Origin of the sequence: Amycolatopsis mongoliensis (assembly GCF_030285665.1) — a bacterium.
In the GTDB taxonomy this organism is placed as follows: Bacteria; Actinomycetota; Actinomycetes; order Mycobacteriales; family Pseudonocardiaceae; genus Amycolatopsis; species Amycolatopsis mongoliensis.
This window is the reverse complement of the sequence record NZ_CP127295.1, coordinates 2,497,942-2,519,943: the sequence shown is the minus strand read 5'-3', so window position 1 is coordinate 2,519,943 and position 22,002 is coordinate 2,497,942. Positions and strand designations below refer to the sequence as shown.

Below are 22,002 nucleotides of genomic sequence, written 5' to 3'. Positions count from 1 at the left end.
ACCTTAGAACCTGGGTGACGGGACGTCACGTCTGTCCGATATCGATTTGATCGCCGCGGTCCGCGTTGCCGACCAACGTCGGTTGCCCCGCCCCCACCCGGCCTATAGGAATAGCCGGACTCGCACGCGAAAACCCGATAAGGGGCAACCGTATGACACGACTCCGCTACGCGGTGGTGATCCCGGCGATCGCCGGCACCCTGCTGGCCGGGTTCACCCCTGCGTTCGCAGGCCAGGATGCCGCGGCCGGCAAGCAGCCGCTGAACTCCACGAACATCCCGCCGCAGTACGCGAACCAGACGCTGAGCTGGCACAAGTGCGCCGTTCCGGACGAGCTGCCGACGGCCCCGCCCGCAGGCGCCGAGGACATGGAGTGCGCGACCTACAAGACGCCGCGCAACTGGTACCAGGCGAACGCCCAGATCGACCTGACCATCGCGGTCAGCCGGCTGAAGGCGACGAAGGACGCGACGGCCAGCGTCGTCACCAACCCGGGCGGCCCGGGGGCGCCCGGGCGCAACTTCCCGGCCCGCCTGCGCAACCAGCCCAAGCTGCGCGAGCACCAGGAGATCGTCGGGTTCGACCCGCGCGGCACCGGCAAGAGCACGAACATCACGTGCGGTGGCGCCATCGGCACCGGCTCGGACCTCGACCCGCGTGACCGCAGCAAGCAGAACCTGAACCTGATCCTCCAGGCGACGAAGTACGCGGCGCTGTCCTGCCAGCAGAAGTCCGGCGAGCTGGGCCCGCTGATCAACACCGACCAGACGGTCAAGGACATCGACCTGCTGCGCGTGCTGCTCGGCCGCGACAAGATCAACTGGGTCGGCTACTCGGCGGGCACGTGGATGGGCGCGCACTACGCGCAGGCCTATCCGACGCGCACCGGCCGGTTCGTCCTCGACTCCTCGACGGAGTTCACCACGACCTGGCAGAAGTCGTTCGACTGGCAGCCGCTCGGCTTCGAGCGCCGCTGGCGGCAGGACTTCCTCCCGTGGATGGCGAAGTACGACAAGCTCTACCACTTCGGCACCACCGGCGAGGCCGCCCGCCAGACCTACGAGCAGGTCCGCTACGCCCTGACCCAGGGCGCGGTCACCCTGCCCGACGGCTCGACCGTCTCGGCCAACGGCCTGGACTCCTTCATCGCGTCTTCGATCTATTCGAAGCGCTCGTTCCCGGGGCTGGCCGACTACCTGGTCAGCGTCCGCACGCTGACCCAGGGCACCGCTTCGGCGCAGGCCAAGACGTCGGCCGCGCAGAAGGTCAAGGCCGCCGACAAGAGCACCGAGACCTCCGGCGCGCAGCCGCTGATGGTCCCGACCGACGGCGACGCCTACGACGCGTCGTTCTGGACGATCCCGTGCAACGAGGGTCCGTGGACCGGCTCGACCCAGAGCGCCATCAAGCAGTCGCAGAAGCTGATCGACCAGCAGCTGCCCCTGCTCGGCGCGGGCTGGTTCATCCAGCCGTGCCTGTTCTGGAAGAAGCCGCCGGCCCCGCTGCCGGTGCTCAACGGCAAGGGCGTCCCGCCGGTGCTGATCGTCGAGTCGGAGCACGACCCGGCGACGCCGATCGAGGGTGCGCGGCGCGCGCACAAGGCGTTCGAGAACTCGCGGATGCTGACGATCACCGGCGAGGGTGACCACGGCATCTACGCCGGCGGCAACGCGGGTGTGGACAAGGTCGTGGAGGCCTACCTGGTCGACGGCGTGGTGCCGAACGACCAGAGCCTGCCGGGTGTGGCACTTCCGGTGCCTCCGGGAGCCTGACGCCACCAGGTGTTGTGGGGCCCCGCCGGACTTCGGTCCGGCGGGGCCCTTTCCACACCTGTGCACAGAGTTGTCCACAGGCGGTGGACAACTCGGGTGGTGTTCCCCCCGTGCCCCGCGGTGGTATTAAAGTTGGTGCCATGGTGCGGGTACCGCTGACGGACGAAGAGCGCGAACGAGGCGAACGCCTCGGCCAGGCGCTGCGGACGGCGCGGGCCGGCCGGAGCATGGTCGAGGTCGCCGGCGAGGCCGGGATCTCGGTCGAGACGCTGCGGAAGATCGAGACCGGGCGGATTCCCACGCCGGCCTTCTTCACGGTCGCGGCGATCGCGGACGCGGTGGGGTTGCCGTTGGAGGAGCTGCGGGCGGCCGTCGCGCCGGCCGGCTCGCCACCGCTTTCCCAGGCGAGCTAGTGCCGCGCGTTGCAAGTTGTTTGCCGTTCGAGGTGTCGAGAGCCTGCGCCACGAGACCTCGGCCCGTGCAACCCCTCCCGCGGCGACATGAATGAGTCATTCACCTCGTCCGGCGACATGAATGACTCATTCATGTCGCCGGCCCCGCCGCCGCGACCCTCGGCAGATCCAGGTCCGATGCACCCGATGCCACTTTGGCGCGCAGGGCCGGGCCGCGATCAACGAACCTCAGACGCACGACACTTGGTGCACCTCACCGGAGACGTCGAAGAGTTCCTCGCCCGAACCGGAGACTTCCTGCGTTCGCGTCCCGCACTCCACACCATGCCGTTGACGACCGTCGAGAAGCTGCGGACGTGCGGGGCGGAGGGCACCACCTTCGGCTGGTTGGAGGACGAGGGCGAGGTCCAGGCGATCTTCTACCGCCGCCCATCACGCCGCCTGACCGTCACCCACCTCCCGGCCGGGCGAGCCGGCGCCCTCGCCGGGCACCTGGCCGACCTCGGCCCCCTGCTTTCCGGCGTCACAGCGGACCACGACACCGCCACCGCTTTCGCCGGGGCGTGGCAGCGGCGTACCGGCGCGACGGCGGTACCCGGCGTGCGGGTCCGGCTGCATCGGCTCGGCACGCTCACCCCACCGGAGCCGGTCCCGGCGGGCCGGGGTCGCGTGCTGGGCGCGGCGGACCGCGCGGACGTCGTCCGCTGGTGCGGTGAGTTCGCCGCCGCGGTCGGGGAAACCGTGGACTCCTGGGCCGGCTCACGCTTCGCCGGCAAGCGCTTCACGTTCTGGGAGACCGACGTTCCCGTCGCCATGGCGGGCTCGACGTCGATGGTGGCCGGGATGGTCCGGGTCGACCCCGTCTACACCCCGGCCCGCTTCCGGGGGCGTGGTTACGGCGGCGCCGTCACGGTCGAGGTGAGCCGGGCCGCGCTGGCCGCGGGGGCGACGGACGTCGTGCTGTTCACGGATCCCGCCAATGCCACCAGCAACGCCCTCTACCAGCGGATCGGCTATGTGCCGCTCGCCGACTTCACCGGTTACGACTTCAGTTAGACCGGGCGCAGCTGGTTCAGGATGTGCTCGCGGTCGTTGAGGAACGCGCACGCCGGGACCGGCAGGTCGTAGCTGTTGAGCAGCTTCTCGAAGTCGGAGAACTCGTCCGCGGAGAAGGCGAACCCGACCTTGACCGCGTGGGCCGCCAGGACGTCGGCCAGTTCCTCCCACTCGCCGGACCACAGCAGCGTCCGGTAGTGCGTGTACTGCTCCGGGGACAGCCGGTCGGCGAGGCTCGTCAGCACGCTGTCGGCGAAGAAGCTGATCCGGTTCTCCTTGAGGTCCGCCACCGTCGGGTTCGCCGGGTCGCGGGCCGCGTCGGCGTTGCGGACCACTCCCGGTCCCGCCACCGGGTACGCCGTGTGGACTTGGCCGTTCTCCTCGACCAGCACGATCAGGTGCACGTTGAACCGCTCGCCCGCGCAGCGCCAGCGGCCGTTCAGCTGCTGCCACCGGGCTTCGCTCGGGTCGTTCGCGACGTCCTTGACGACCGAGATGATGTGCTCGTTGCTCCAGCCGGGCGGGAACTCGCTGGTCGCCCTCCGCCCGACGCCCGGTGCGTGTCCGCCGCCCACGGGTGCTCCCTTCGTCGGAACGAGCGTAGGTCAAATGGCGGCCGAGAGCACTACGATGCCGGCGACCAGCAGGTCCGGACCGCGGAAGAGCTGCCGGGTCAGGTTGGCGGGCATCGGGCCCATCGGGGTGTCGACGAAGCCCGGGTTGGCGTAGTCGACGGCCGTCCGGGTGACCGTGCGCAGGATCGACAGCACCGCCAGCGGCACCGCCAGCCACGCGGACAGGGCGAACGACGTCCCGGCCGCGAAGGCCACCACGGCGAGCACGCCCGCCCAGAGCAGGCCGGCGACGGCGAGCACCACGCCGTGCGCCAGGACCAGCTCGCGGTTCGACGACCCCAGCCAGCGGCGACGGCCCGGGTTGCGCCACAGCTCGCCGAGCCCGGCGCCGTACGGCGTCAGCGCCACGTACGCGCCGAGGCCGGCCAGGACCGCGACCGGCAGGGTCGGCAGCGCGATGTGCGCGACGACCACCGCGAAGCCCACCAGCACCGCCGCCCCCGCGTAGCGCGACCGGCCGAGCGTGCCCGCCACCGCCAGCCGCAACGGAGTCGGCGTCCGGAGGGAAACACCGATCGGCGCGGACGGCGGGAGCAGCATCATCGGGTCGAGGAAGGTGACGGCGACCGAGCGCAGCACCCGGCCGTCCCACCCGGCGAGCAGCGTGGACCGGCCCGCGCGCGGCACCGGCTCGCCGCCGAACGCCAGCGGCAGCGCCGCGACCAGCACGCCCGCCGCGACGAACTGCACGCTCACCGGACCGAGGCCGAAGGCGGCGATCGCCAGCCCGACGACGGCCAGCGCCAACGGGCCGACCACGTCGAACCGCAACGACGTCCGCCGGGCCGAAACGAACGCGACCACCGCGGTCGCGGCGACGACGGCGATGCCCGCACGCCACTGGTCGAGCCCGGCCCCGCCGACGGCGAGCATCAGCGCGGCCAGGTAGCCGGTCACCGCCACCACGCCGGTCCAGGCGCCGAGCAGCCTCAGCGTGACGACGCGGCCGCGGTCCACCGGGGCGAAGTCGAGCCAGGTCAGCTCGGCCGGCTCGACCCACACGAACCCGCGGCGCAGCAGGCCGCGCCAGCCGACCGCGCAGAACAGCGTGAGCAGCCCGAGCACGGCCGGGAAGTCCGCGTGGGACGAGCCGTAGACGGCCTGCCGCCAGGCGTCGACGTGGAAGAACGCGGTGAAGAGGAACCCGAAGCCGAACAGGAAGACGAACGAAGCCGTGTCGCCGCTGAAGATCCCGCCGAACCGCTTCCGGCCCGGGATCCGCATCCGGCGCGGCGCGATCGTCACCACAGCTCTAGGACGCTGTCTGCGGCTTCGAGCAGCGGCGGGTGGTGCGTGGCCACCACGACCGCCGCGCCGGCCGCCGTCGACCGGGCGATCACCTCGACCAGCCACTCCTTGCCCGCGGTGTCGAGCGCGCGCTCCGGCTCGTCGAGCAGCAGCACCCGGTGCGGGCGCGCGGTGACGCCGAGCAGGAGCAGCCGGCGGCGCTGGCCCGCGGAGAAGTGCCCGGACGTGACGCGCATGCGTTCTCCCAGGCCCGCGTCGCGCAGCAGCTCCTCGTGGTCGCCGAGGTCGGCGCCGAACGTGCCGGCCAGGAGCTCGAGGTGCTGCAGCGGGGTCAGCTCGGCGAAGAAGTCGGAGTCGTCGAACAGCACGGACACCTTGCGGCGGAACTCGACGTCGCGCTCGTCCGGCGTCTTGCCGTCCACCAGCACGCGGCCCCGCTGCGGCATCTGCATGCCGTAGAAGCAGCGCATCAGGGTCGACTTGCCGACCCCGTTGGGCCCGACGATCGCCGCGCACTCGCCGGGGTCGACGGAGAAGTCCAGGTCGTCGAACAGCCACAGTTCGCCGGCGCGGACGCCGATGCCCTTCGCGTCGATCATCGGAGCGCCTCGAGCACCGGGGCGAACTGCTCCATGTTCTGCTCCAGGACGGTGTAGTAGGTCAGGCCGAACCGCTCGCGGTGCGCGTGGAGCTGGTCGGCGACCTCGGCGGGCGAGCCGATCAGCGCGGTCGGCAGCTCGGCGAGCTGGGCGACGGAGTGCTGACCGCCGACCAGCTTTTCGAGGTCTTCCAGCGCCGCCTTGCGGTCTTCGGTGATGTTCACGAAGTGGCAGAGCAGGTTGAACTCGGCTTCGCGGCCCCCGAGCTTCGACCGGACGAACCCGACGCGCTCCTCGATGTCCTCGGCCGTGGCCAGGCCGAGCGGGGCACCGTCCGTCGTCTTCGACGTGCCGGTGAAGCCGATGGTGTCGGCGTGCTCGGCGGCGAGGGTCAGGATGCGGTCGCCGCGGCCGCCGAGCAGCAACGGCGGCCCTTCGGCGCGGACCGGCGCCGGCTTGTGCTCCGGATCGGCGTAGAGCCGCTTGAGCTCGATGATCGTCCGCTCGAGGTGGTCGACGCGTTCGCGCGCGGACGGGAACGGCATCCCGGCCGCCTCGAACTCCTCCTTGACGTACCCGGCGCCGAGCCCCAGTTCCAGGCGGCCTTCGGTGAACTGGTCGGTGCCCGTGACGTCCCGCGCGAGCAGCACCGGGTTGTAGAAGGGCGCGTTGAGCACGAAGGTGTTCAGCTTGACGCGCGAAGTGACCTCGCCGGCGAGCACGAGCGCCGGGAACGGCGGCGCCATGCCGAGGTGGTCGGCCGCGGACAGCACGTCGTAGCCGAGGTCCTCGACCTTGCGGCACTTCTCGACCCACGCGGCACGGCTGTCCGGCACCACCATGTTGACGCCGAAGCGGAAATCCCCAGTCATGCGACCAAGGTACTCAGCGGAGCTTTTCGATCACCGGGGCGAGCCTGGTCAGGTCCTCTTCGATCACCGTGAAGTAGCTGACGCCGAGCGTCTCCCGTGTGCGCAGCAGCTGCTCGGCCGCCGCTTCCGCGGAGCCGACGACCACCGTGGGCAGCTCGCCGAGCTCGTCGGCACCGAGGTGCGGCACGAGCCGGTGGGCCGCTTCGAGCGCCGCCCGCCGGTCGCCGGTGATCCGGATGAAGTGGATCAGCAGGTTGAGCTCGGCGTCGCGACCGCCGAGCGCCCGTTTCACGAAGTCGACGCGCTCGGCGAGCGCGGTGGGACCGGCCAGGGCCAGCCGTCCCTCGGCCGCGCCGGGCGCGGTGCCGGTGAAGGCGACGGTGTCGGCGTGCTCGGCGGCGAAGCTCAGCATGCGGTCACCGCGGCCACCGAGCAGCAGCGGCGGCCGGGGGCGGGACTCGTAAGCGCGCTCGATTTCGGCGACCGCGCTTCGGACCCGCGCGAACCGCTGCCCGGGCGTGCCCCAGTCGATCCCGGCGGCCTCGAACTCCGCGCGGACGTACCCGGCACCGATCCCGATCTCCAGGCGCCCCTCGGTGAACTCGTCGAGCCCGGCGAGGTCGCGGGCCAGCAGGACCGGGTTGTGGAAGCTCGCGTTGAGCACGTACGTGTTCAGCCGGACCCGCTCGGTGGCCTCGGCGGCGAGCAGCAGCGCCGGCACCGGCGCGACCCGCCCGAGGTGGTCGACGACCCCGACGACGTCGTAGCCGAGGTCCTCGGCCCGGCGGCACTTCGCCACCCACTCGGCCCGGGAGCCGGGCGCCACCAGTGCCACCCCGAAGCGGAACGGTCTCATGGCGTGAACCTACCCGCAGACGCGGAGAAGGGGACGCCCCGAGGGACGTCCCCTTCTCGTCGGTGAGCCTCAGGCGAGGCGCTGGGCCAGCGCGTCGAGCTCGTCCCGCAGCGACGTCGGGACCTCGCCGATCTTCTCGAACCACTCCTCGATCAGCGGCAGCTCCTCGCGCCACTCCTCGGGCTTGACGTCGAGAGCGGCCTGGATGTCCTCGATCGGCTCGTCGAGGCCCTCGGTGTCGAGGTCCTCGGCCTTCGGCACGAAGCCGATCGGCGTCTCGGTCGCGGTGCCGTGGCCCTCGACCCGGTCGATGATCCACTTGAGGACGCGCGAGTTCTCGCCGAAGCCCGGCCACAGGAACCGGCCGTCGTCACCGCGGCGGAACCAGTTGACGTAGAAGATCTTCGGCAGCTTGTTCGCGTCGGCGTTCTTGCCGAGGTTCAGCCAGTGCTTGAAGTAGTCACCGGCGTGGTAGCCGAGGAACGGCAGCATCGCCATCGGGTCGCGGCGCACGTTGCCGACCGCGCCGGCCGCGGCCGCCGTGGTCTCCGACGACATGGTGGCACCCATGAACACGCCGTGCTGCCAGTCGCGGGCCTCGTTCACCAGCGGCACCGTCGTCTTGCGACGGCCACCGAACAGGATCGCCGAGATCGGCACGCCCTTCGGGTCGTCCCACTCCGGCGCGAGGATCGGGCACTGCGACATCGGCGTGCAGTAGCGCGAGTTCGGGTGGGCGGCCTTCTCGTCGGAGTCCGGCGTCCAGTCCTCGTTCTTCCACGAGATGGCGTGGGCCGGCTTGTTCTCCATGCCCTCCCACCAGATGTCGCCGTCGTCGGTCAGGGCGACGTTCGTGAAGACCGTGTTGCCCTTCTCGATCGTGCGCATGGCGTTCGGGTTGGTGTGCCAGTCGGTGCCCGGCGCGACGCCGAAGAAGCCGAACTCGGGGTTGACCGCGTACAGGCGGCCGTCCTCACCGAAGCGCATCCACGCGATGTCGTCGCCCAGGGTCTCGGCGCGCCAGCCCGGGATGGTCGGCTGCAGCATGGCGAGGTTGGTCTTGCCGCAGGCGCTCGGGAACGCGGCCGCGACGTAGTGGACCTTGTCCTCGGGCGAGATCAGCTTGAGGATCAGCATGTGCTCGGCGAGCCAGCCCTCGTCGCGGGCCATCACCGAGGCGATGCGCAGCGAGTAGCACTTCTTGCCCAGCAGCGAGTTGCCGCCGTATCCCGAGCCGTAGCTCCAGATCGCGCGCTCCTCGGGGAAGTGCGAAATGTACTTCGTCGTGTTGCAGGGCCAGGAAACGTCCTTCTCGCCCGGCTCGAGCGGCGCACCCACGGAGTGCAGCGCGGGCACGAATTCACGCTCGCTGCCATCCGGCGCGACGAACTTGTCGAGGGCCGCCTTGCCCGCGCGGGTCATCACGCGCATCGAGGCGACAACGTAGGCGAAATCGGTGATTTCGATACCCAGCTTGGGATTCTCGTCGGCGAGCGGGCCCATGCAGAAGGGGATGACGTACATCGTGCGGCCGCGCATCGAGCCCCGGAAGAGCTCGGTCATGGTGGCCTTCATCTCGGCCGGGTCCATCCAGTTGTTGGTGGGACCGGCGTCCTCGGGACGCTTCGAGCAGATGAAGGTCCGGTCTTCGACGCGGGCGACGTCGTTCGGGTCGGAAGTGGCCCAGAAGGAGTTGGGCTTCGACTTGAGCTGCACGAACGTGCCCGAGTCGACCAGCTCCTGGTTGATCCGGGCGGCTTCTTCGTCAGACCCGTCGACCCACACCACGCGGTCCGGGGTGGTCAGTTCGGCGACCTCCCGGACGAAGGACAGCACGCCACTGTGCGTCGTCGGCGCGGTGTCCAGTCCGGGGATGGCGACTGCGGTCATCTCTACTCCTGACTTCCGACGACAAACAAGCCCGCACCGGAACGACGCTGTCCTGGTGCGGGCTTCATTGCCGGCGACCGAATGGCTTCGCACACCGGCTGGCGAACCGGTGTGCGTGTTTTGGGATTCCCCGAGAGTAGCCGCATGACCGGCAGGTAACCGATAGCTGACGTGTACGTTCTCTCACAAGAACGATAAGGGAATCGATTCAGACGTCACCGGATCGGTGCATTCGCAGTAAATCTTCCGGTGACTGCGATCACGCCCGTGACCTGGTCGTTTTCATTTGCGACATGAAGAAAGCCCGGCGCTCGCGCACCGGGCTTTCAAAATGTGACCTGGGTTACGTTTCAGTTGGGCGAGATCCACTGCCCGGTGCCGGAGTCGATGCGCGCGACGCCCTCGAGCGTCTGCGTTCCGGCCGCGCCCCACGCGGCGTCGTCGGCCGGGTCGCCGAGCTGCTGCTCGCTGCCGGAGTCCAGCAGTCCACTCGAGACTTCGGTCCACTGGCCGGGGCCACTGTGCTCGAACGTCGTGGTCGTGCCGTCCGCGTCGGTCTGCACCGCGATGTCGGCTTCGCCGTCGCCGTCCTTGTCGGTGAAGGCGATCGTGCCGCCGCTCTTCGTCTCGACGATGGCGGTGTCGTTGTGGCCGTCGTGGTCGGTGTCGATCGTCGCCGCGCCCGCGTCGACCTCGCCGTCCGGCATGTCCGCGTGGATGTGGCCGCCGGAGCTGTCGTCGTGGCCGCTCGTGCCGGAGTCGTCGTGGCCGCCCCCGGAGGCCTCGACCCACTCGCCGCTGGCCTCGTCGTAGACGGCCTGCTCGACGACGTGCCCGGTGTCGTCCAGCACGGCGTACTGGTCGGCTTCACCGTCGTGGTTCGTGTCGATGAAGGCCTGGGACGTGCCGTCGTCGTGCTCGACGATCGCGGTGTCGTTGACGCCGTCCTCGTTCACGTCGTAGTTGACCTCGGCCTGGTACTCCTGGCCGTCGACGTGGACGGTCATCGCCTCGGTGCCGCTGGCATCGGTGTCGCTGCCGCCGCTCTCGTCGACCCACATGGGAACTTCCCCCTTTGAACCGGGTAACGCCGTCTCTGACCTGCTGTCGGAGGGTATGACTCACCGTAGGCCCGTTCGGTTCCGCTCCACAACCGGACGGGCGGTCAGGCCGCCTTGTCCCGCAGTGCCCGGATCCGCGTCAGGAAGGCTTCGGCCCGCTCACGGCCGTCGCTGACCTCTTTGAGCCGCTTCGACACGATCGCGATCTTCTTGGCCCGCTCCTGGGCCCCCATCTTGATCGTCTTGTCGACTTCCTTCAGCTCGGCCTCGATCGCGTCGATGCGCCGGCCGAGGGCCTCGTCCAGCGCCATCGACAGCTGCTGTTCGGCCTCGATGAGCTGCTCGGCGACGAGCTGGTCGAGCGTCGAGCGGGCGTCCGCGATGGCCTCGACCAGCCACTGCTTCATGTGCTGCTTGTCGGCCGCGTGCTTGCGCGTGCGGGCCATCCACCAGCCGGCGCCGAGGCCGATGATGATCGTCGCGGGCAGCACGACGGGGTTGAGGATCGCGACGCCGGCCAGCGGCAGCGCGGCCACCTTGCCGGCGCCGACACCGCCCGAGATGCCCATGAACACGAGCAGCTTGTCCTCGGCCGTCGGCGGCTTCTTGTCCGGCGGACGCAGCACCACCGGCGGGCCGCCGGCCCGGGCGAACTGCGCGCGGATGACGTCGAGCTCCTCGGCGGAGAACAGCTCCGACAGCGAGACGTTGGTGACCTGGTTCAGGCGCTGGGAAAGCAGCATCGAGATCCGCTGCGACGTCGTCTGCAGCGCGATGTCGACCTGCTGCGGCAGCGCGGTCAGCTCGTCGCGCTTCGCCGCGTCGATCAGCTGGCGGAAGTGGGTCTGCGCGTCCCGCATCTGCCGGCTGCTTTCGTGCAGGACCTCGACGCGCGTGCGCTGCACCTCGCCGCGCAGCTTCAGCTGCCAGCCGCGGGTCGACGTCCGGCGTTCGGCCTGCAGCTGGTCACGGCGTTCGCGCAGCACCTCGGCCTCGGCCTCGCCCGCGGACAGCGCCCGGCTCTCGGCCTGCAGCTTCGCCTTCAGCTCACCGAGCGCACTGGAGAGCGCACGCAGCGTGTTCGCCTCGCCGAGCATGGCCGAACGGCCGACGAGCAGCTCCTGCAGCGCCATCTGCACCGCGGCGACGCCGGACTTCTCCCGCAGCATCGCGGCCATCTGCTCGTTGGGCGCCTTCGCCGCCGTCTCGAACATCCGCGCCGAGACCGGGTGGAACACCGAGTCGGCGAAGCGCGGCGCGTGCTCGCGCAGCAGCTGCCGGTCGGCCTCCATGACCTCGCGCCAGCCGCGGAACATGTCCACCTTGGTCAGGGCGAACACCACGGTTTCGACGCGTTCGCCGACGTCGCGCAGGAACTGCAGCTCGGTCGAGGTGAACGGCGCCGAGGCGTCGACGACGAACAGCAGCGCGGTCGCGCCCGCGGCCGCTTCCTTCGCGAGCTCGCCGTGCATCGAGTCGAGCCCGCCGACGCCCGGGGTGTCGACCAGCGAAAGCCGTTCGAGCAGCGGCACCGGCCCGGTGACCTCGACGTACCGCGGCGGGATCTGGCCCGGCGGCAGCTCGTGCGCGGCGGAGACCCAGTTGATCAGCTGGCCGAGGTCGAGGGGCACCGGCGCCAGCTGACCGGGGTAGCAGGCCTGCGCGCCCCACGCGTCGGCGTGGTCGAACACCAGGTAGGTCGCGGTGGCGACGTCGGCGTCCACAGGGGACAGTCCCGGGGTCGCGAGCAGCGCGTTGACCAGGGAGCTCTTGCCGCGGTTCGTCTCGCCGACGACCACGACGGCCGGCTTCTTCGGCCGGGCCCGCCGGACCGCGTCGACCCACTTGGCGGCGTCCGGGTCGGCGTCGCGGACGACGGTCAGCAGCTGGTCTCGCGCCGCCGCGACCTGCGAGGGCAGGCTCGGCGCGGTCGGTGCGCTCACGGGCTCTTCTTCGCGTAGACGGTGACGATCGGGGCCCGCAGCAGGCGGTCGTGGTCGGCGAACCCGGTGACTTCGGTTTCGGCGACGACGCCGTCGAGCGCCGGGTCTTCGGTGGGGATCGCGCCGCCGGCCTCGTGGCGGGCCGGGTCGAACCGCTCGCCGTCGGGCCGCAGGGCCTGGACGCCGATGGCGGCGAGGCCTTCTTCGAGGCGTTCGACGACGCCGCCGCTGCGCGCGCGATCCAGCGCGTAGAGGCACATCTGGATCAGCGCGTGCCTATCGGCGAGGGCACGCTCGAGGTCGGTCGCGGCGACCGGCTGCTGCAAGGGGTGCACATCGGTGTCCGACGCGGTCGCGGCGCTCTCGGTTCCCTTTTCCGCATCAGCCTGCTCGATGATCTGCGCGATGCTGACGGCCGCGATCTGGCCGGTGGGGGTGTCGTCGGGATCGACGGATCCGTCCTTGCGAAACCACGCCATGAGCACCACCTCGTCCCGGTCCCGCCAGATTCCACCAGTTTGGCGGACTCAAGCGCCATCCGGGGGCGAAACGGGACGAAGGAACCGGACCAGGATCGTCCGGAGGACCGCCTGTTCCGCGGGCAGATCGAGGTCCGGGTCGAGACTGGCCCGCAAAATCATCGCGTCGATCAGCCCGGCGACCCAGCCGGCGGCCGCGCGCGCAGTGACGCCGGGGTCGATCAGCCCGGCGTCGGCGGCCCGCTCGACCAGCACGGCCAGGCCGTCGCGGAGGGCGCCGTCGTTGCGCCGGATCAGTTCCGCGAACTCGTCGTCGCGGGCGGCCTGCGCCGCGGCCTCCAGGACCAGCCGGACGACGGCGGGGTGCGCGACCTGGCCGGCCAGCTCGGTGACGACGTCGAGCAGCGCTTCCCACTGGTCGTCGGCCTTTGCCGCGGTTTCGAGGCGTCCGGCCGTCTCGGCGGCGTCGTCGGTGAAGATCGCCGTGAACATCGCGCGCTTGTTCGGGAAGTAGTGGAAGAGGCTGCCGGAGCTGATGCCCGCGGCGCGGCAGATGTCCGCCGTCGTCGTCCGCTCGAAGCCTTTCTCGGCGAAGCAGCCGGCGGCGGCGTCGACGATCGTGGCGCGCTTGGCCGCGTGCTTGGCCGGATCGACCGTCCTCATCGCTCGACCGGCGGCTCGTCGCGCCAGGGGTAGCCGTGTTCGGCGAAGGCAGGCGCCAGTTCGTGGTTGCGCAGGTCGGTCTTCTCGCGGGCGATCTCCCGGCCGTCGATGGTCCGCAGGACGAGCTCCTTGCCGTCGAGGTAGACGGCTTCGAGGTCGGCCTCGATGCGGCGGGTCTTGTCACCGCGGACCAGCGTGACCCGGGTCGGCGACACCGTGACGACCAGTCGCTCGACCGCCCAGACCACGGCGAACACCAGGCCGAGCACCAGCCCGCCGGCGACCGCGGCGAGCGTCGCCCACGGCTGCGGCAGCTTCGTGAGCACCTTGAACACACCCTGGAACGGGAAGGCCGGCAGAGCGGTGACCCACGCGGCGACGGCCCAGACCCCCACGCCGAGCGCGCCGCCGGCCAGCGGGCAGCCGATCCAGGACGCGGTGCGCAGCCACGGCGGCTCGTCGACGGTCGTCTCCATACCGCCATTATTAGACCGCGTGCTCGGTTTATGAAAGCCGGGCTCAGACCAACTCGTCGATCACCTTGCGGAGCACGGCCTCGAGGCCGGGACCGTCTTCGGCGAGCCGGGACGAGACGAGCAGCTGGTCGTCGGCCGTGCGCAGCCAGATCGACCCGGCGACGGAGATCTCGATGACGTTCAGCCGGAACGGGTAGGCCCGCCGCCCCAGCCGGACCTCGGCCTCGCGCACCAGCTGGCCGAGGCGTTCGCCGGCCACGATCTGGCGCCGGTAGAAGCCGGGCGCCCACGGCGTGCCGCCCGCCGGCTCGCCCGCGCCGCGCAGGGCGGGCCCGCGCGCGTTGGCGAAGTGGCGGGCCGCGGCCGGGCCGAAGAAGTCGAGCGCCTGCCGCATCGCCGAACCCTGCGCGAGCGCGGGCCTGCCGTAGCGGGAACGCGGGCTGCGCGGGTCCGGGTCCTCGCGGTTGCGGAGGAAGGCCAGGAGGTCGACCCACCAGTCGGCCCACTGCGCCTGGACGGCCGCGCGGTCGACCTCGGGCGGGACGTGCACCGGGACCCGCGGCTCCACGGGCGGCAGCACCTGTCCTTCGGAAACGGACAGGGCCAGGGCGTCACGGATGTACAGCGCGACGTCGATCTCGTTCTCGCTGCTCCAGCCGGCTCGCCAGGATGTCGTGTTTTCTAGGCGCACGTCTCAACAGTACGCGGAAAAGCGCCCCTACCAGCGAGATTCGGCAAGCAGAAACAAACTCAGGCTTCGCGCACCTGTTGCCACATCAAGAAGTACGCCCGGTGCACGACGTGCGCGACACGGCTCTGCGCGGGTGTCGCGCCGAAGGACGCGAAGGAGCGCCACCAGCCCGCGCGCTCGAGCGCGTGCGCGGCCAGCTCCGGTCGCGGCGCGCCGGGCTTGCCGAGCTGGGCACCGATGTCGGCGTTGCTGCCGACCCGCAGCACCTCCTCCGACAGGTCCTCCGGCATGTCGACCGCGCCGGACGCGACCAGCGTCAGGGCTTCGAGCAGCCGCAGCTGGTGGGCCTCGGGCTTGGCGAGCAGCACCTCGATGGCGTCGTGGACGCGCTGGCGCTCGGCCGGGTCGCCCGAGGCGTGCGCGAGCGCGGTGACCGAGGCGAGGGCGGCGGCCGCCTTGATGCCGTCGGCGCGGGCGGCGAACACCACCGACAGGCGCTGGCGCACCGACTCCAGCCCGGACGCGTCGAGCAGCGAGCGCCGCAGCGAGCCCGCGGTGATCTCCGGCTCCTTGCGGATCGCCTCGACGGCGTGCGAGATGCCGAACAGGTCGAGCTTCTCCAGCAGCCGCAGCCGGGTGCCCGACGGGACGTCGCACTCCCAGCTGGTGAAGATGTCGGCCGAGATCAGCATGGTCTGCAGCACGTCGTCGTCGAGGTCGGCGAGCTGCCGCAGCGCCTCCGCGTCGGCGGAGGTGAACCCGCCGGACTCCGCGGACTCGGCGATCAGCCCGATCACCGGCAGCACGTCGGCGACGCGCGGCTTCAACGTCGACGCCTGTTTCTCGGACAGGATCGTCGCGGCCTTCCAGACGTCGCCGTCCGCGCCTTCGACCGACTCCGGCGCGATGGTGTCGGCCTTGTTCAGCACGGCGATGGCGTTGACCGGGCCGGCTTCGCGGCTCGCGGTGGCCGCGGTGAAGGCGGCGAGGGCCTGCTGGTCGTCGGCGCGGACGCCCTGGGTGACGACGTAGAGCACGGCTTCGGCACCGGCGACCGCGCTGCGCGAGGTGTCGTCGAGCTCGTCCGAGCCCTCTTCGTCCTCGTCGTCTTTGCGGTGCTTCGCGGCGCCCAGGAGCTGCTCGGTGCGGGACACCGAAGCGGCGTCGAGCGAGCCGAGACCGGGGGTGTCGATCACCGTCATGCCCTGGAGGACGGCGTTGGTCAGGTACGCCTCGATGTGCGACACCTGCTCGATGTCGACGCCCAGCTCCGCCGGGATCATCCCGTCGGAGGCGAACGGGAGCACCTGCTTGCGGCCGTCGGTGAAGACGATCTCGACGCGGTCGACCGTGCCGTACTGGAACCGGGTCACCAGCCGCGTGCACTCACCGATGTCGGTCGGCGCGACCCGGCGCCCGATCAGCGCGTTGACCAGCGTCGACTTGCCCGACTTGATCCGCCCGGCGACGGCCACCTGCAGCGGCGCGCCGAGCCGGCGCAGCACCTCCGCGAAACCGGCCGCGGTGCGCGCGGAGACCTGCGACTGCAGGCGGTGACACAGGTTGGCCACCGACATCGACAGCGGACCGGCGAGCCGGCCCTGCTCCGGTGACGTCACGGCCCCCAGCCCTCCCGTCGTACGGACAACCCCCTGAATCGTGCCATGGGCCTCATCCGGAGGTCGCACCGAAGGTGGTACCGCCGACCGACGCGCGGTCTCCACCCCGGGACCTAGTGTTACCTGGTGCGACGGCTGAGCCTCTGGATGCGTGCCCACCCCATGGCGGGCGACACGGTGCTCGCCGTCCTGCTCGGCCTGGTCGACCTGCTGCTGTTCGTCGCCGACCGGTTCGCCGAGCTGCCGGAGCTGCCGCCCTGGTACGTGGCCGTGCCGGTCAACATCGCGATGGTCGCGCCGCTGGTGTTCCGGCGGAAGTCACCGCTGTGGTCGGCCTACAGCGTGCTCGTGGTCAGCGTCGTGCACGCCACCCTGATGCTCGGCATCGGCAGCGCCGCCGGGCTGGCGATGAGCATCTACTCGGTCGTCGTCTACGCCGGACGGCGGCAGGGCCTGATCTTCGTCGGCGCGGTCGTCGTCTCGTCGGCCGTGCAGCTGGCACTGGCCCCACTGGACGACGAGCTCCTCATCGCGGTGCTGTTCCTCGCGTTCGGCATCGCCCTGTGCTGGACGCTCGGCGAGTTCGTCGGCGCCCGGCGCGCCTACGACGTGGAAGTGGAGGCCAGGTTGCACCTGCTCGAAACCGAACGGGACCAGGCCACCCGGATCGCGGTGGCCGAGGAACGCGGGCGGATCGCACGCGAGCTGCACGACGTCGTCGCGCACGCGGTGAGCGTCATGGTGGTGCAGGCCGACGGCGCGTCCTACGCGATCCAGAGCAACCCCGAGCTCGCTCAGCGGGCCCTGCAAACGATTTCCGAGACCGGCCGCGGCGCGCTCGGCGAGCTGCGGCGCCTGCTCGACGTGCTCCGCAGCGACGACGCCGACGGCGAGCCCCGCGTGCCGCAGCCGGACGCGCACGCCCTCGCCGAGCTGGCCGACCGGATGCGCGCCGCCGGGGTGCCGGTGGAGCTGGAGACCGACGACCTCGGCGACCTGCCCGCCGGCGTCTCGCTGGGGATCTACCGGATCGTCCAGGAGTCGTTGACGAACACGCTCAAGCACGCCGGCCGCGGCGCGACCGCGGCGGTGCGGGTGCACCGCACCGGCGACCTGGTGGAGGTCCTGGTCTCCGACGACGGCGCGGGCCGCGTCCCGCAGCTGGCCGCGACCGCGCCCGGTTCGCAACGGCTGCCGGGCGGCAACGGCCTGATCGGCATGCGCGAACGCGCGCACGTGTACGGCGGGACCCTCGACGTGGGCCCGGCTCCGGGCGGTGGGTGGCAGGTCCGCGCGGCCCTGCCGGTTAGGTTGGACAAGTGATCCGTGTGGTGGTCGTCGACGACCAGGAACTCATGCGCGTCGGGTTCCGGATGGTCCTGGGCGCACAGGCCGACATCGACGTCGTCGGCGAGGCCGGCGACGGCGCGCAGGCCATCCGGATGGCCGAGGAGCTGCGCCCCGACGTCGTGCTGATGGACGTCCGGATGCCGGTGCTCGACGGCGTGGAGGCGACCAAGCGGATCGTCGCCGCCGGCACCGCGCGTGTGCTGGTGATGACGACGTTCGACCTCGACGAGTACGTCTACTCGGCGCTGCAGGGCGGGGCGAGCGGGTTCCTGCTCAAGGACACCCAGCCCGACCACCTGGTCTCGGCGCTGCGGGCGGTCGCCTCGGGCGACGCGGTGGTCTCGCCGTCGGTGACCCGCCGGCTGCTCGACCGCTTCGTCGGCACTGGCGGCGCGCCGATGCGGGACACCGCGGAGCTGGACGTGCTCACCGACCGCGAGCGCGAGGTGCTCGTGCTGATCGCCAAGGGCATGTCGAACCTGGAGATCGCGGAGGCGCTGTTCCTCTCGGAGGCGACGGTGAAGACGCACGTCGGGCGGATCCTGGCGAAGCTGGAGCTGCGGGACCGGGTGCAGGCCGTGGTGCTGGCCTACGAAACCGGCCTCGCGCGCCCCGGCCTCGCCTAACGGAAGCTGCACTTTTCCTATGAAAGATGCGCACGGAGGGCCTCCGGACGCATCTTTCATAGGGAAAGTGACGACCGGACGGTCGCGACCACTCGCTTCGGATCGCCGTACAAGTCAGCCTTGGTGACGATCACGAAGCGCCATCCCTCGGCCTCGATCGCGGCGCGGCGCTGCGCGTCGAGGCGCGGCTGGATGCCGTCGAGATGCCACTCGCCGTCGTACTCGACGGCCAGCTTCTGCGCCGGAAACGCCAGGTCAAGGCGACCGAGGAAGCTGCCTGACGCCGCTACGACGTCAACTTGGACCTCGGGCTTGAGCCCGGCGACGGTGAGCCACACCCGCAGTTCGGACTCGGGCACGCTCTCCGAGCGCGCATTAACCAGCGCGACCGCCTTCCTGGCTCGCACCATTCCGTTGTCCCGGCGCGGTCCGAGATAGCGGCGCAGCTCGGCCAGGTCGACCAGCCCGCTGCCGAGGAAGGCGTCGAGGTAGCCGACGGTCCGGGGAAGCGAACGATGCAACCTGGTGTTCGTGGCGACGTCCAACGCGAGCCGCAGAGGCGTGGCGAGCTGGATGTCACCCCACGGCTCGCTGTCGATCACCCGGCTGGTCCGCCGGATGTGCAGTCCGGCCTGCCGGTCGAACTTCAGGTTCTCGGGCACGACGAATTCGACCAAGTCCTGCGGACCGACCAGGTCGAGACCCCAGATGGCCGCTGCCGAGCACCCGGTCAGGACAGCTCTGCTCGGTGCAAGCAGAGCAGCGGCCCGGCACCGCATCGCGTGCGTGACTTCGGTCGTCGAGGCGACGTAGACGTTCCGGAACAAGCGGGTGAACAACGGAGACCGCAAGTCGCACAACGTCAACGCCTCTTCGGCCACGGCGTGGCTCCCGATGAAGGGCTCGGCAAAGTCGACCAGGTCACTGCTACGAAGTCGGAACACCCGCCAAACCTGCGTCACACGACCGACAACCAGCCCCGTTGAAGATCAACTACGGCCTGCTTGTCCACATCCCCCGAAATCCCTCCCCAACCCCGCATCTTTCCTAGGGAAAGTGCCGTCTTGGAGCCCCAGGGGCGGCACTTTCCCAGGGAAAGTGGCGGGTTCGGTTAGCGGAAGTTGGTCGGTGGGGTGGTTGCCGGGTCCTTGCCCGCGTTGCGGACCTCGGTGATCCAGCGGCCGAAGTCCGGGCGGTCGCCGTCGACGTCGGTGTAGCCGTACTCCTTCATCAGCGTCCACGACGCCAGCGTCCGGCCCGCGAAGCGCGCGACGTCCGGGTCCTGCGCCAGGGCCGCGACGCCGCGCGCCAGCAGGTACGGCGTCTCGGAGATCTTGAAGTCGACCGGGGCGAGCTTGCCCACCGCGTCGCGCCAGTTCTCCTCGGTGACCTCGAAGTGGTCCAGCATCGACTCCGACCGCAGGAAGCCCGGCGTCACGGCGAGCCCGACGCAGTCGTTCTTCTTCAGCTCCACGCCCAGCGCCCGGCCGAGGGCGCGGATGCCGCACTTCGCCAGGTAATAGGGGAGGCCCGCGCCGACGTAGTCGTCGTTGTCGCCGTCGGTCACCTCGAGCACCAGCCCGCGGCGGGCCACCACCAGTGGCAGCAGCTTGTGCAGCGCGATCAGGTGCGTGTCGAGCGCGTTGTGCGTCAGGGTGAGCGCGTCCTCCAGCGGTGTCTCCCAGAACGGCGCGTCGAAGTGGAAGTACATGTCGCCACCCCAGACGTCGTCGACCAGGATGTCGATTCCGTCCACTTCGGACTCGATGCGCGCCTTCAACGCGTCCACATCGGACACCGACGTGAAGTCGCAGCGGACGACCACCGCGCGACCGCCGGCCGCCTCCACCAGTTCGCCCGTCTCTTCGATCGTCTCCGGGCGCTTCAGCGGTGACGCCGATTCGCGCGTCGTACGGCCGGTGACGTACACCGTCGCGCCCGCGCGGCCCAGCTCCACCGCGATCGCCCGCCCGCAGCCCCGGGTCGCCCCCGTGACGACCGCGACCTTTCCTTCCAAGCTCATGCGTCCTCCCGTCCCCGCCACGCGGTCAGCACCGCGTCGACGTCCTCCGCCAGCCGGTCGGCCAGCCGCCCGTGCGGCCGGATCGACCAGTCGATCGACACCCCGTTGATGACCCCGAGCACGGCACGGGCCGCCCGCGGCACGCTCGGCGCGTGCGGCAGCGACCCCGCCGCCGCGCGCACCAGCCGCCGGAGCTCTTCCTCGACGGCCGTGAAGTGCTCGCCCAGCAGCGACCGCAGCACCGGGTCGCCGATGTCCACGCCGAGCTGGCCGAGGTGGTTCGCCGCCTCTTCGGCGTCGCCCAGCACCGCGTAGACCGACACCGCCGCGGCGCGCAGGCCGTCGACCGGGTCGTCCGCCCGCTCGGCGCACGCCCGCATGTGCTCGACCGCCCGCCGCGTGGCCCGCCGGCTCATGGCCTGCAGCAGGCCGCTCTTCGAGCCGAACCGCTGCGCGACCGTGCCGACCGAGACGTTCGCCTCCGAAGCCACCTGCGCGAGCGTGAAACCGGGGCCGCAGCGGCCGATCACGGTCTCCGCCGCACCCAGCAGCCGCTCGTCGGTGATGCTCCTCGGCCGGGCCACGGAATTATTGAACCACAGTTCATTAATGAGCGCGAATCAGGGTCGGATCAGGGTCATCACCCATCGCGCATCGGCCGAAGAGCCAGCAAGGTACTACTCAGGTAGGGGGAGCGGTTAGGCCTCCAGGGTGACGCGCGAACGGCCCCCGACCCGCGACGATGAACACGTCGTAAGCGAGGGGCGGAAGAGGAGCAGTCATGATCGAGGCAACCGGCCTCACCAAGCGGTACGGGAAGACACTGGCGGTGAACAACCTGTCGTTCTCCGTGGCCGCGGGTCAGGTCACCGGCTTCCTCGGCCCGAACGGGGCGGGCAAGTCCACCACCATGCGCATGATCCTGGGCCTGGACAACCCGACGGGCGGCCAGGTCACCATCGGGGGCAAGAAGTACCACGACCTCAAAGAACCGCTGCGCACCGTCGGCGCGCTGCTCGACGCGAAGTGGGTGCACCCCAACCGCTCGGCGCGCGCTCACCTGCAGTGGATGGCGAAGTCCAACCGCATCCCGGCGAGCCGTGTGGACGAGGTGCTCGACACCGTCGGCCTCACCAGCGTCGCGGGCAAGCGCGCCGGCGGGTTCTCGCTCGGCATGTCGCAGCGGCTCGGCATCGCGGCCGCCCTGCTCGGCGACCCCGAGGTGCTGCTGTTCGACGAGCCGGTGAACGGCCTGGACCCCGAGGGCATCCTCTGGATCCGGAAGTTCATGCACCGGCTGGCCGAGGAAGGCCGCACCGTGTTCGTGTCGAGCCACCTGCTTTCGGAGATGGCGCTGACCGCGACCAACCTCGTGGTGATCGGCCGCGGCAAGCTGATCTCGCAGTCCTCCACCGAGGACTTCGTCTCCCGCGCCGCGGAGAACACCGTCAAGGTCCGCTCGCCGCAGCTGGCCGAGCTGCGCGGGGTCCTGCAGCGGGCCAGCGCCGGCGTCACCGAGGACGCGAACGCGCTCGTGGTGTCCGGGATGGACAGCGACAAGATCGGCGAGATCGCCGCCGCCAACCGGATCGTGCTGCACGAGCTGAGCCCGCAGACCGGCTCGCTCGAGCAGGCCTTCATGCAGATCACCGGCGACTCCGTCGAGTACCACACCGGTCTCGACGCCGAGGCGCAACACGTGCTCGAGTCCGCCAAGTAAACGGGGAAAC

The 22,002-nt window shown here is 70.7% G+C and carries 22 protein-coding genes; 6 read left to right on the top strand and 16 right to left on the bottom strand.

Translation table 11 applies throughout. The features are described 5' to 3' along the window. Positions 1-152: 152 nt before the first annotated feature. From QRX60_RS12175 to QRX60_RS12165, 3 genes are all read left to right on the top strand, one after another. On the top strand, positions 153-1,772 hold the full coding sequence (locus QRX60_RS12175) for an alpha/beta hydrolase (RefSeq protein ID WP_286000879.1): 1,620 nt from the start codon (positions 153-155) through the stop codon (positions 1,770-1,772). 140 nt (positions 1,773-1,912) lie between these two features. Then, entirely contained in the window at positions 1,913-2,185 is a 273-nt protein-coding gene (locus QRX60_RS12170; protein WP_286000878.1) for a helix-turn-helix domain-containing protein, read from the top strand. A 324-nt stretch (positions 2,186-2,509) separates the two neighbouring features. Continuing rightward, positions 2,510-3,241, top strand: a complete 732-nt coding sequence (locus QRX60_RS12165) for a GNAT family N-acetyltransferase (protein WP_286000877.1) — start codon at positions 2,510-2,512, stop codon at positions 3,239-3,241. Here the strand turns inward: QRX60_RS12165 and QRX60_RS12160 are convergent. The 13 genes from QRX60_RS12160 to QRX60_RS12100 form a co-directional block, all read right to left on the bottom strand. Next, the gene (locus QRX60_RS12160; protein ID WP_286000876.1) at positions 3,238-3,816 is read right to left on the bottom strand and encodes an EndoU domain-containing protein; all 579 of its coding nucleotides are present in this window, start codon (positions 3,814-3,816) and stop codon (positions 3,238-3,240) included. The genes QRX60_RS12165 and QRX60_RS12160 overlap by 4 nt on opposite strands. A gap of 30 nt (positions 3,817-3,846) precedes the next feature. Further along, positions 3,847-5,124 carry a DUF6297 family protein gene (locus QRX60_RS12155; RefSeq protein ID WP_286000875.1) on the bottom strand — a complete coding sequence of 426 codons (1,278 nt, stop codon included), beginning with the start codon at positions 5,122-5,124 and terminating at the stop codon, positions 3,847-3,849. Further along, on the bottom strand, positions 5,118-5,723 hold the full coding sequence (locus QRX60_RS12150; protein WP_286000874.1) for an ABC transporter ATP-binding protein: 606 nt from the start codon (positions 5,721-5,723) through the stop codon (positions 5,118-5,120). The genes QRX60_RS12155 and QRX60_RS12150 overlap by 7 nt, the downstream gene beginning before the upstream one ends. Continuing rightward, positions 5,720-6,595 (bottom strand): LLM class F420-dependent oxidoreductase, encoded by an 876-nt coding sequence (locus QRX60_RS12145; protein ID WP_286000873.1) that lies wholly within the window; start codon positions 6,593-6,595, stop codon positions 5,720-5,722. Before QRX60_RS12145 ends, QRX60_RS12150 begins: the two co-directional genes overlap by 4 nt. Before the next feature lie 13 nt (positions 6,596-6,608). After that, on the bottom strand, positions 6,609-7,451 hold the full coding sequence (locus tag QRX60_RS12140) for a TIGR03621 family F420-dependent LLM class oxidoreductase (protein WP_286000872.1): 843 nt from the start codon (positions 7,449-7,451) through the stop codon (positions 6,609-6,611). 69 nt (positions 7,452-7,520) lie between these two features. Then, a complete protein-coding gene (locus QRX60_RS12135; protein WP_286000871.1) occupies positions 7,521-9,341 on the bottom strand; it encodes a phosphoenolpyruvate carboxykinase (GTP) in 1,821 nt (606 codons plus the stop codon). Between the two features lie 350 nt (positions 9,342-9,691). After that, positions 9,692-10,402, bottom strand: coding sequence for a hypothetical protein (locus QRX60_RS12130; RefSeq protein ID WP_286000870.1), 711 nt, complete (start codon positions 10,400-10,402; stop codon positions 9,692-9,694). Between the two features lie 104 nt (positions 10,403-10,506). Then, positions 10,507-12,345 carry a dynamin family protein gene (locus tag QRX60_RS12125; protein WP_286000869.1) on the bottom strand — a complete coding sequence of 613 codons (1,839 nt, stop codon included), beginning with the start codon at positions 12,343-12,345 and terminating at the stop codon, positions 10,507-10,509. Then, positions 12,342-12,824 carry a nucleotide exchange factor GrpE gene (locus QRX60_RS12120; protein ID WP_286000868.1) on the bottom strand — a complete coding sequence of 161 codons (483 nt, stop codon included), beginning with the start codon at positions 12,822-12,824 and terminating at the stop codon, positions 12,342-12,344. The genes QRX60_RS12125 and QRX60_RS12120 overlap by 4 nt, the downstream gene beginning before the upstream one ends. Before the next feature lie 48 nt (positions 12,825-12,872). Further along, the gene (locus QRX60_RS12115) at positions 12,873-13,487 is read right to left on the bottom strand and encodes a TetR/AcrR family transcriptional regulator (RefSeq protein WP_286000867.1); all 615 of its coding nucleotides are present in this window, start codon (positions 13,485-13,487) and stop codon (positions 12,873-12,875) included. Next, positions 13,484-13,963 (bottom strand): YqeB family protein, encoded by a 480-nt coding sequence (locus QRX60_RS12110; protein WP_286000866.1) that lies wholly within the window; start codon positions 13,961-13,963, stop codon positions 13,484-13,486. The genes QRX60_RS12115 and QRX60_RS12110 overlap by 4 nt, the downstream gene beginning before the upstream one ends. A 43-nt stretch (positions 13,964-14,006) precedes the next feature. After that, positions 14,007-14,654, bottom strand: coding sequence for a hypothetical protein (locus QRX60_RS12105; protein WP_286000865.1), 648 nt, complete (start codon positions 14,652-14,654; stop codon positions 14,007-14,009). A 59-nt stretch (positions 14,655-14,713) separates the two neighbouring features. Further along, positions 14,714-16,231, bottom strand: coding sequence for a dynamin family protein (locus QRX60_RS12100; RefSeq protein WP_286003568.1), 1,518 nt, complete (start codon positions 16,229-16,231; stop codon positions 14,714-14,716). 189 nt (positions 16,232-16,420) lie between these two features. Here QRX60_RS12100 and QRX60_RS12095 point away from each other — a divergent pair, with 189 nt between their 5' ends. Next, a complete protein-coding gene (locus QRX60_RS12095; protein WP_456298893.1) occupies positions 16,421-17,596 on the top strand; it encodes a sensor histidine kinase in 1,176 nt (391 codons plus the stop codon). Continuing rightward, entirely contained in the window at positions 17,593-18,249 is a 657-nt protein-coding gene (locus QRX60_RS12090; protein WP_286000864.1) for a response regulator, read from the top strand. The genes QRX60_RS12095 and QRX60_RS12090 overlap by 4 nt, the downstream gene beginning before the upstream one ends. A 56-nt stretch (positions 18,250-18,305) precedes the next feature. On the opposite strand, the gene QRX60_RS12085 is transcribed toward QRX60_RS12090, so the two are convergent. The 3 genes from QRX60_RS12085 to QRX60_RS12075 all read right to left on the bottom strand — a co-directional run bounded on the left by QRX60_RS12085 (position 18,306) and on the right by QRX60_RS12075 (position 20,856). Continuing rightward, positions 18,306-19,130, bottom strand: a complete 825-nt coding sequence (locus QRX60_RS12085) for an endonuclease domain-containing protein (protein WP_286000863.1) — start codon at positions 19,128-19,130, stop codon at positions 18,306-18,308. A 230-nt stretch (positions 19,131-19,360) separates the two neighbouring features. Next, positions 19,361-20,272 (bottom strand): SDR family NAD(P)-dependent oxidoreductase, encoded by a 912-nt coding sequence (locus QRX60_RS12080; RefSeq protein ID WP_286000862.1) that lies wholly within the window; start codon positions 20,270-20,272, stop codon positions 19,361-19,363. Continuing rightward, positions 20,269-20,856: a TetR/AcrR family transcriptional regulator gene (locus QRX60_RS12075; protein ID WP_286000861.1), complete on the bottom strand. Its 588-nt coding sequence runs from the start codon at positions 20,854-20,856 to the stop codon at positions 20,269-20,271. Before QRX60_RS12075 ends, QRX60_RS12080 begins: the two co-directional genes overlap by 4 nt. A 197-nt stretch (positions 20,857-21,053) precedes the next feature. Between QRX60_RS12075 and QRX60_RS12070 the strand changes: the two genes are divergently transcribed. After that, positions 21,054-21,992 (top strand): ABC transporter ATP-binding protein, encoded by a 939-nt coding sequence (locus tag QRX60_RS12070; RefSeq protein ID WP_286000860.1) that lies wholly within the window; start codon positions 21,054-21,056, stop codon positions 21,990-21,992. The last annotated feature ends 10 nt before the right edge of the window (positions 21,993-22,002 follow it).

Coding starts and splice junctions, on each gene's coding strand:
- QRX60_RS12175 (WP_286000879.1), top strand. CDS start 153: ATGACACGACTCCGCTACGCGGTGGTGATCCCGGCGATCGCCGGCACC.
- QRX60_RS12170 (WP_286000878.1), top strand. CDS start 1,913: ATGGTGCGGGTACCGCTGACGGACGAAGAGCGCGAACGAGGCGAACGC.
- QRX60_RS12165 (WP_286000877.1), top strand. CDS start 2,510: ATGCCGTTGACGACCGTCGAGAAGCTGCGGACGTGCGGGGCGGAGGGC.
- QRX60_RS12150 (WP_286000874.1), bottom strand. CDS start 5,723: ATGATCGACGCGAAGGGCATCGGCGTCCGCGCCGGCGAACTGTGGCTG.
- QRX60_RS12145 (WP_286000873.1), bottom strand. CDS start 6,595: ATGACTGGGGATTTCCGCTTCGGCGTCAACATGGTGGTGCCGGACAGC.
- QRX60_RS12140 (WP_286000872.1), bottom strand. CDS start 7,451: ATGAGACCGTTCCGCTTCGGGGTGGCACTGGTGGCGCCCGGCTCCCGG.
- QRX60_RS12135 (WP_286000871.1), bottom strand. CDS start 9,341: ATGACCGCAGTCGCCATCCCCGGACTGGACACCGCGCCGACGACGCAC.
- QRX60_RS12130 (WP_286000870.1), bottom strand. CDS start 10,402: ATGTGGGTCGACGAGAGCGGCGGCAGCGACACCGATGCCAGCGGCACC.
- QRX60_RS12120 (WP_286000868.1), bottom strand. CDS start 12,824: ATGGCGTGGTTTCGCAAGGACGGATCCGTCGATCCCGACGACACCCCC.
- QRX60_RS12115 (WP_286000867.1), bottom strand. CDS start 13,487: ATGAGGACGGTCGATCCGGCCAAGCACGCGGCCAAGCGCGCCACGATC.
- QRX60_RS12110 (WP_286000866.1), bottom strand. CDS start 13,963: ATGGAGACGACCGTCGACGAGCCGCCGTGGCTGCGCACCGCGTCCTGG.
- QRX60_RS12100 (WP_286003568.1), bottom strand. CDS start 16,231: ATGTCGGTGGCCAACCTGTGTCACCGCCTGCAGTCGCAGGTCTCCGCG.
- QRX60_RS12095 (WP_456298893.1), top strand. CDS start 16,421: ATGCGTGCCCACCCCATGGCGGGCGACACGGTGCTCGCCGTCCTGCTC.
- QRX60_RS12080 (WP_286000862.1), bottom strand. CDS start 20,272: ATGAGCTTGGAAGGAAAGGTCGCGGTCGTCACGGGGGCGACCCGGGGC.
- QRX60_RS12070 (WP_286000860.1), top strand. CDS start 21,054: ATGATCGAGGCAACCGGCCTCACCAAGCGGTACGGGAAGACACTGGCG.